Source organism: Aeromonas aquatica (genome assembly GCF_000764655.1).
Taxonomy (GTDB): domain Bacteria; phylum Pseudomonadota; class Gammaproteobacteria; order Enterobacterales; family Aeromonadaceae; genus Aeromonas; species Aeromonas aquatica.
Map to the genome: position 1 here is coordinate 41399 of NZ_JRGL01000137.1, position 7221 is coordinate 48619.

Annotated in this window: 6 protein-coding genes; 5 read left to right on the forward strand and 1 reads right to left on the reverse strand. The window is 55.9% G+C overall.

What is annotated here, in order from left to right; translation table 11 throughout:
• The first annotated feature begins 71 nt into the window (after positions 1-71).
• The 5 genes from truC to ptsG all read left to right on the forward strand — a co-directional run bounded on the left by truC (position 72) and on the right by ptsG (position 6200).
• Positions 72-818 (forward strand): tRNA pseudouridine(65) synthase TruC, encoded by a 747-nt coding sequence (gene truC / locus LG30_RS0118295; RefSeq protein ID WP_033132127.1) that lies wholly within the window; start codon positions 72-74, stop codon positions 816-818.
• A gap of 175 nt (positions 819-993) precedes the next feature.
• A complete protein-coding gene (locus LG30_RS0118300) occupies positions 994-1434 on the forward strand; it encodes a flavodoxin (RefSeq protein WP_033132128.1) in 441 nt (146 codons plus the stop codon).
• Positions 1435-1956: 522 nt separating this feature from the next.
• The gene (locus LG30_RS0118305) at positions 1957-3279 is read left to right on the forward strand and encodes a maltoporin (protein WP_033132129.1); all 1323 of its coding nucleotides are present in this window, start codon (positions 1957-1959) and stop codon (positions 3277-3279) included.
• A gap of 90 nt (positions 3280-3369) precedes the next feature.
• On the forward strand, positions 3370-4344 hold the full coding sequence (locus LG30_RS0118310; RefSeq protein ID WP_033132130.1) for a MalM family protein: 975 nt from the start codon (positions 3370-3372) through the stop codon (positions 4342-4344).
• A gap of 425 nt (positions 4345-4769) precedes the next feature.
• Positions 4770-6200: a PTS glucose transporter subunit IIBC gene (gene ptsG / locus LG30_RS0118315; RefSeq protein ID WP_033132131.1), complete on the forward strand. Its 1431-nt coding sequence runs from the start codon at positions 4770-4772 to the stop codon at positions 6198-6200.
• A gap of 250 nt (positions 6201-6450) precedes the next feature.
• On the opposite strand, the gene LG30_RS0118320 is transcribed toward ptsG, so the two are convergent.
• Positions 6451-6834 carry a DUF3461 family protein gene (locus LG30_RS0118320; RefSeq protein WP_033132132.1) on the reverse strand — a complete coding sequence of 128 codons (384 nt, stop codon included), beginning with the start codon at positions 6832-6834 and terminating at the stop codon, positions 6451-6453.
• Between the last annotated feature and the right edge of the window lie 387 nt (positions 6835-7221).

The following is a 7221-nucleotide window of genomic DNA, read 5'->3' on the forward strand; positions in this document are numbered from 1 at the left end:
GCGGAGAGAGCCGGCCCCTTGCGACGTCGCCGAAATAATATGCTGTATATTGGCAACGTGGTGGTGTAATTATGAAGTTAACCTTGCTCTATCAGGATGACTGGCTGGTGGCGGTCAACAAACCGTCCGGTCTGCTGGTGCACCGCAGCTGGCTCGACAAGGCCGAGACCCGCTTCGCCATGCAGATGACCCGGGATCTCATCGGCGGTCGCCACGTCTACCCCGTGCACCGGCTCGATCGCCCCACCTCGGGGGTGCTGCTGTTTGCACTGGACCCGGCGGTGGCGCGCACCCTGACCGAGGCGTTTGCCGCCCGCCGGGTGCACAAGGAGTATCTGGCGCTGGTGCGTGGCTGGGCGCCCGAGCAGGGCCTCATCGACTATCCGCTCAAAGAGCAGCTGGACAAGATCGCCGATGCCATGAGCAACCCGGATCGCCCGGCCCAGGAAGCGGTGACGGCGTTTCGCCGCCTGCATCGGGTCGAGTTGCCCCATGCGGTCTCCAAGAAGCATCCCACCAGTCGCTACAGCCTGGTGAGGCTCTTCCCCAAGACCGGTCGCAAGCATCAGTTGCGTCGCCATCTCGATCACCTGTTCCACCCCATCGTCGGTGATACCACCCACGGTGATGGCCGTCATAACCGCTTCTTTCGCGAGCACTATGGCTGTGAGCGGCTGTTGCTGGTGGCCCACCGTTTAAGTTTCGAGCACCCGGTGCTCAAGGTGCCGATGCGGATCCAGGCTCCGCTCGGACCGGAGGTGTTGAGCCTGTTTGCCAAGTTGGGCTGGCCCGCCAGCGAGAGCGATTACGCGCTCTAGCCATCCCATCGTCTGTTTCCTCTGACCCGACTGTGGCATGCTGTAGGCCACGCCAGTCAGAGGAACAGGTTATGGCTCAAAGAGATACCCCACTAGCAAGCCCCCGTCTTCCCGCGATCGCAAGCCTGAGCATGTGGTCGCCCCAGCGCCGCCTTGGTTGCCTGAGGTGGCGCTGATGGCCGAGATAGATATCCTGGTCGGCACCGTCTACGGTTCGGCCATGCTGGTGGCCGAGACCTTGAGCCGCCACCTGCAGGGAAAAGGCCATGTCTGCCGGATCTTCGATGAGGCAGAGCTGGAAGACATCGACTCATCCCGCTTCTTGCTGCTGATCACGGCGACCACGGGGCAGGGGGACATCCCCCCCAACCTGCAATCCTTTGCCAGCGCCCTTGCCGATCGCGCCCCCTACATGAAGGGTTGGCGCTATGCCCTCATCGCCATGGGAGATAGCAGCTATGAGCATTTCTGCGGGGCAGGCCGCAGGCTCGATGAATTGCTGCAGGAACTGGCCGCCGAGCCTCTGGTAGAGCGTCTGGAGATAGACGCGACGGTGGAAGACGAGCCCGAAGTTGCGGCGCTTACCTGGCTTAGGCACTGGGAAAATACGCTGTAAATTTTTCATCCCGGTATTTCAAATTATCCCCCCTTGGCTTGCCAACGGGGGATAGTTATTTTTGGGCTCACGCAGCCTGATTTGGAAATATATCCTGCACTTTGTCAGGTTATTTTCTATGCGTAAAACACTCCCTCCAAGCCCGTTATTAATCGACGGTGCGACAAATCAGAAAATTAAAAGTTCCGCAGTGAAAGCGATTTCAGTCATGTTTTCGTCATGGAATAACCTGGTTGCCACTTAATCTCCATCGCAAATTAATGTCGGAAAGCCTTTTCATGGGTTTTTTATTTCTCATTAATGGGTAATGTTGGTTGATGATTGCGTGTTTTATTGGTTTTACATTCATGGAGTGCCCGTGCTGGCTGGGGCGGGCAATTTGTCGCCGTTTTGTGAATCAGCTCATGTTTGTCGCGAAATGAGCTACTTATAATCGACCTCGGTTATCACCCAAACGTTTTTACGGTGATAAGAACTTGAATATCAGGATCAGACTCCCAGCGGGAATAAGGAAAAATGAAAATGAAAGCAAAGTGGCTCCCGATCGCAGCAGCAGTAACCGCTGCCCTGGCTTCACAAGCCGCCTTCGCCGTTGATTTCCACGGCTACTTCCGTTCCGGTGTCGGTGTTTCCGGCGACGGTGACATGGTGAAATACAACGTCAACAAGGTTGGCCGTCTGGGTAACGAAAATGATACCTATGGCGAAGTGCAACTGGGTCAGGAAGTCTTCAACAAAGATGGCAAGACCTTCTATGTAGACTCCATGTTCGCCATGACTTCCAACGGTTCCAATGACTGGGAAGGCACAGGTACCGTCTGTAACTTTGACGCCAAACAGTGCAACGGTGACTCCGAGTTTGCGCTGCGTCAGTTCAACGTACAAGCCAAGGGCCTGCTGGGCTTCGCGCCGGAAGCTACCCTCTGGGCTGGTAAGCGTTACTATCAACGTCACGACATCCACATCTCTGACTTCTACTACTGGAACATCTCCGGTGCCGGTGCCGGTATCGAAGGCATCCAGGCCGGTCCTGGCAAGCTCTCCTTCGCTTGGGTTCGCAACGACCGTAGCGCTGCCGACGTATTCGGTCAGTACACCCAAACCAGCCCTGGCGTGTACCAGAAGAACGAAGATCTGAACGTCAACACCCTGGACGTGCGTTATGCCGGCATCCCGCTGTGGCAAGACGGCTCTCTGGAAGTGGGCGCCATGTATGCGCTGGTCAATGAGACCGAAGCCCAGAAAGATCTGAAAAACGACAACATGAAGAACGGCGTCATGCTGACCGCCGAACTGACCCAAGGCATCTTCGGTGGCTTCAACAAGACCGTGCTGCAGTACGGTACCGAAGGCTACTCCAAGACCATGGCCTTCTACGGTGATGGCTCCTGGTACGGTGCCGAAGCCAAATCCGGTGCCGATGGCTACCGCCTCATCAACTGGGGTGTCATCCCGATGGGTAACTCCTGGGAGATGGGTCACCAGTTGGTCTACGGGGTAGGCAACGAGATGTGGGATGGTCACGACGAGACTCAAACCTTCTCTGCCGTTATCCGCCCGATGTACAAGTGGGATGACTTCAACAAGACCATCTTCGAAGGTGGTGTGTTCAAGGACAAGACCAGCTATACCAGTGGCGGCAGCGACAAGGATGGTGGTTACAAGCTGACCCTGGCTCAAGCCTGGTCTGCCGGCTCCAGCTTCTGGGCCCGTCCGGAAATCCGTGTGTTCGCCTCCTATCTGGCTGACACCGAAGCCGATAGCACTGGTAGCAAGAACAGCTTCGAAGGCGGCACTTCCAATGACACCTGGCAAGTGGGTGTGCAAGCGGAAGCTTGGTGGTAAGCAGTATCTTCAGTTAAGTTAGTCACTGCCCCCTTATGGGGGCAGTTTTGTTTTGCTGGATTTGGCAACCGGGTTATGGAGATAAGAAGAATGAAACTGGTAAAGATGTCTATCGCGGCCGTGGTTACCGCGCTGTTGGCCGGCTGTTCCGGTAGCATGGTCGTGCCGATGCAAGAGCATGCCTCCATCCTGAGCAATGCCGACCAAGCCAAGCAGGCGCTCTCTCAGACTACGAGCTGCTGCAAGGGCTTCAACGAATTCAACTATGTCTCTCTGCCCGAAGGGGAGACGCTGCTTGCCATCGATGGCAAGCAGCCCAGCTACCAATTTGACGAGGGGATGAGCTACTTTGCTGCCTATCGTCTGCCCGTCAATACCGGCAACCTGGCTATCACTCTTGCCTCTCAAGTCAGCAAGACGGTGCTGATCCCCAAGGTGGTCATACTGGATGCCCAGTTCAAGGTGACCCGTGTACTGGGTGAATCTGTCTTCACCTACCAGCCGGCCTACCTGCTCGACAACGACAGGATTGAAGGCAAGGTGTTCGTCGATCGCAGCATGCCGGGCAACCCGGCCACCGAAACCTACATGGTGGTCTATGCCCCGGCCGATGAACTCGCTGGCAGCACCACCATATTGCACCCGGCCAAGGCGTTTGCCCGCGCGAATGGCACGGTGGAGCCGGATATCAAGGATCCCGTCATCCCGCACTCTCCCTGGGGTCTGGTCCAGATCAAGGTCGTCGACATGGCCAAGGGGCAGGGTCTGGAAGCCGTGTTCAAACCTGAATACTCCGACAAGGTGGAGATGAGTCAGGCCAAACCTGCTGCGACCGCCGTAGCCGCGACTGCCGCGACGACTTCGGTTGTCGCAGCCGCCCCCAGCAAACCGGCGCCGGCCATGCTGAGCGAGACCGAAGCCTTCTACAACAGCCAGATCGAGAAGGCAGTGAAGGCCGGGGATATCGACAAGGCGATGCAGCTGGTCAATGAAGCGGAGCGAGCCGGTTCGACCAAGGCGAAGTCGGTCTTTATTGATGCGGTGAAACGTTCACAGAAAAATTAAATAGCCGTATTTATATTGTCTAATATTTATTTGAGGCCTCCTTGTTGGAGGCCTTTTTAATCGGTAGACTAGGTTATAGAAAATAGCAATGCGTTACGTTATGTTACGATGAGTTTCCTTTGGTATTGTTGTGATTCTTTAAAATACAATGCGAAACAGCACTTCTTGTTTATTCGTAATAAGATGATGTTGAGAAATAATATCCGTTATCTGCGCAAATAAACCTCTTCTTATTATCTTGTGATCTCCCCTCCAAATTCATTATTCCCTTCTGCCTGATGGAAGAAATTCCAATACTGCTGGGTTATATTCAGCTGGTCAAAATAAGTAAACCCGGGTCGACTCGGCACAAAGCCGGATGATGAACGCTGTCATCTCTCAATTGCACCGAGCCGCTTACGGAAAATCCATTCAGGAGCGCACACATGTTAAAAAATGCTTTCGCTAATCTGCAAAAGGTCGGTAAGGCGCTGATGCTGCCAGTATCGGTCTTGCCCGTTGCAGGTATTCTGCTGGGGGTGGGTGCTGCCCACTTCAGCTGGTTGCCGGAAATTGTTTCCCAGTTGATGGAGCAAGCCGGTGGTTCCGTATTCGGTCAGATGGCCCTGCTGTTCGCCGTGGGCGTGGCCCTTGGCTTCACCAATAACGACGGTGTATCCGGTCTGTCTGCCATCGTAGGCTACGGCATCATGACCGCGACCTTGAGCGTGATGGCACCTGTGATGGGTGTGGAGAAGATCGATACCGGTGTACTGGGTGGTATCCTCGCCGGTGGTGTCGCCGCCTGGGCCTTCAACCGCTTCTACAAGATCCAGCTGCCAGAGTATCTGGGCTTCTTCGCCGGCAAACGCGCCGTGCCCATCATCACCGGCTTCGTTTCCATCGGTCTGGGTGTCATCCTGTCCGTGATCTGGCCGCCAGTGGGTGGCGCTATCGCCGCCTTCTCCGACTGGGCTGCCAACCAGAACCCGGTACTGGCCTTCGGTATCTACGGCGTGGTTGAACGCTCCCTGATCCCGTTCGGTCTGCACCACATCTGGAACGTCCCCTTCTTCTACCAGGCGGGTACCTGTGTCAACGGTGCCGGTGAAACCGTACACGGTATCATGACCTGCTTCCTGACGGCTGATGACGCTTCCCGCGCTGCCGGTAACGGCTTCGGTCAGCTGGCCGGTGGCTACCTGTTCAAGATGTTCGGTCTGCCTGCCGCTGCATTTGCCATCGCGCACTCTGCCAAGCCGGAAAACCGTGCCAAGATCGTCGGTATCATGGCCTCTGCCGCCCTGACCTCTTTCCTGACCGGTATCACCGAGCCTATCGAGTTCTCCTTCCTGTTCGTGGCCCCGGTACTGTACGCAATCCACGCCCTGCTGGCGGGTCTGGCCTATGTGCTGACCAACTCCCTGGGTATCGTACACGGTCACACCTTCTCCAACGGCTTCATCGACTTCGTGGTGCAATCACCCCGTGCCGATAACATGCTGCTGCTGGTGGGTCTGGGTCTGGTCTATGCCGTCCTCTACTACGTGGTCTTCACCGTGGTCATCCGTGCCATGAACCTGAAGACACCGGGTCGTGAAGACGAAACCCAAGAAGCGACTGCCACTCAGAGCAAGGACGAGATGTCTGCTGCCCTGGTCTCTGCCTTCGGTGGTAAAGATAACATCGCCTCCCTGGACGCCTGCATCACCCGCCTGCGTGTCGGTGTGAAGGACGTGGCCAAGGTTGACCAGGCTGGTCTGAAGAAGCTGGGCGCTGCCGGTGTGGTCGTGGCCGGTTCCGGCGTACAAGCCATCTTCGGTACCAAGTCCGACAACCTGAAAACCGAAATGGACATCTGGATGAAGAGCAACTGATAGTTGCCTGACATCGAGAGTTCCGAAAAGGGAGGCGCAAGCCTCCCTTTTTGCTGGGCGTCATCCGGGCCTGGCACCAGTGGTGGGAGATAATCCCGGCATTGATACTGTGTAGACATGGGCCCGGCAGGGCCTCAAGTCTCGCTGGAGACGGATAAATAAACTGCTTATGTTAAATGTAGTGGCGGGTTTCACTGCTTTTAGTGCTAAAAAAGGCGCCTGATGGCGCCTTTTTGCAATGAGGTGAGATCTACAACTTCTCCAGATCCCGCTCTATCTCGCTGATCTTGTTCTGTACCACCTTCTCCAGGTGGCGCAGGTCACGCAATATCTTCTGCTTGATGTCCGGGTCAGCCTGGACGTGCACGCCCTGAGTCAGGTTGTCCAGCTCATCCACCACGTACTTGAGGTTGGCGTTGATCTCGGTGACATCCTTGTACTCGTGGGTGCCCGAGTCGATCAGCATGGTCTTGCGCTGGCGCGGGTACTTGAACTTGACACTCTTGGCGAAGAATTCACCCTTCTGCTTCTTGAAGTAGATCTTGAGGATGTCGTGATTGGCTTCCTGGCGCAGGGTATAGCTGTCCACTGAGGTGGGTTCCTGGATCCCCAGGCTCTTCAGATTCTCGTACATCGGGCTTCCTCGGTTTGAAACGATCCTGACCCATCTATCTTAACCGAGTCACTGTGGCTTGCCTGTGACAGGGGCGCCAAAATCAAAAGGGGCCCAAAAGGCCCCTTGTTTTGTCCGCGCCTGTTGATGCGAGTGCTGGCATAGAAAAAGGCACCGTCAGGCGCCTTCTTTCATTCAGCCGCATCAGCTGCAGATGACTCGTCGATGGAGCGTAGCAGGGCATTGATGCCGACGGCTTGGGCCGCGGGTCCAGAGGGGCGGCCATAAAAAAGGCTCTGTCCCAATTACGTGTTGAAAGGCTAACCTTGAAGTAGGTCATCACCCTGAAGGCCACCATCATGGATACCCAAGCCTTTCAGCATCTACTGTCTCTCTTCCCACTGCTCA

What these genes read in the sequence shown, in the direction of transcription:
- truC (WP_033132127.1), top strand. Translation starts at nt 72, where the DNA reads ATGAAGTTAACCTTGCTCTATCAGGATGACTGGCTGGTGGCGGTCAAC.
- LG30_RS0118320 (WP_033132132.1), bottom strand. Translation starts at nt 6,834, where the DNA reads ATGTACGAGAATCTGAAGAGCCTGGGGATCCAGGAACCCACCTCAGTG.
- LG30_RS0118300 (WP_033132128.1), top strand. Translation starts at nt 994, where the DNA reads ATGGCCGAGATAGATATCCTGGTCGGCACCGTCTACGGTTCGGCCATG.
- LG30_RS0118310 (WP_033132130.1), top strand. Translation starts at nt 3,370, where the DNA reads ATGAAACTGGTAAAGATGTCTATCGCGGCCGTGGTTACCGCGCTGTTG.
- LG30_RS0118305 (WP_033132129.1), top strand. Translation starts at nt 1,957, where the DNA reads ATGAAAGCAAAGTGGCTCCCGATCGCAGCAGCAGTAACCGCTGCCCTG.
- ptsG (WP_033132131.1), top strand. Translation starts at nt 4,770, where the DNA reads ATGTTAAAAAATGCTTTCGCTAATCTGCAAAAGGTCGGTAAGGCGCTG.